The following is an 890-nucleotide window of genomic DNA, read 5'->3' as shown; positions in this document are numbered from 1 at the left end:
TGTTTGACGCTGTATAGCGGGTACCGGAATATCAACCGGTTGTCCATCGACTACGCCTGTCGGCCTCGCCTTAGGTCCCGACTTACCCTGGGCAGATCAGCTTGACCCAGGAACCCTTAGTCAATCGGCGCACACGTTTCTCACGTATGTATCGCTACTCATGCCTGCATTCTCACTCGCATACCGTCCACAACTCGTTTCCACGGCCGCTTCACCCGGCACACGACGCTCCCCTACCCAACCCAGCACCCGTTAGAGCTCTATGCTGGATTGACACGACTTCGGCGGTGTACTTGAGCCCCGCTACATTATCGGCGCAGAATCACTTGACCAGTGAGCTATTACGCACTCTTTCAAGGATGGCTGCTTCTAAGCCAACCTCCTGGTTGTCTCTGCGACTCCACATCCTTTCCCACTTAGCACACGCTTAGGGGCCTTAGTCGATGCTCTGGGCTGTTTCCCTCTCGACCATGGAGCTTATCCCCCACAGTCTCACTGCCGCGCTCTCACTTACCGGCATTCGGAGTTTGGCTAAGGTCAGTAACCCGGTAGGGCCCATCGCCTATCCAGTGCTCTACCTCCGGCAAGAAACACACGACGCTGCACCTAAATGCATTTCGGGGAGAACCAGCTATCACGGAGTTTGATTGGCCTTTCACCCCTAACCACAGGTCATCCCCCAGGTTTTCAACCCTGGTGGGTTCGGGCCTCCACGAAGTCTTACCTCCGCTTCACCCTGCCCATGGCTAGATCACTCCGCTTCGGGTCTTGAACACGCTACTCAAACGCCCTCTTCGGACTCGCTTTCGCTACGGCTCCCCCACACGGGTTAACCTCGCAACATGCCGCAAACTCGCAGGCTCATTCTTCAAAAGGCACGCAGTCACGAC

The 890-nt window shown here is 56.3% G+C and carries 1 rRNA gene; it reads right to left on the bottom strand.

Going from position 1 to position 890, the window contains the following annotated elements:
• Nucleotides 1-890 (bottom strand): 23S ribosomal RNA (locus ACYVOO_RS01630); the annotation flags it as partial.

It is taken from the genome of Streptomyces daliensis, assembly GCF_054782395.1.
The sequence above is the reverse complement of the archived record's forward strand: the minus strand, read 5'-3'. Positions and strand labels throughout refer to the sequence as shown.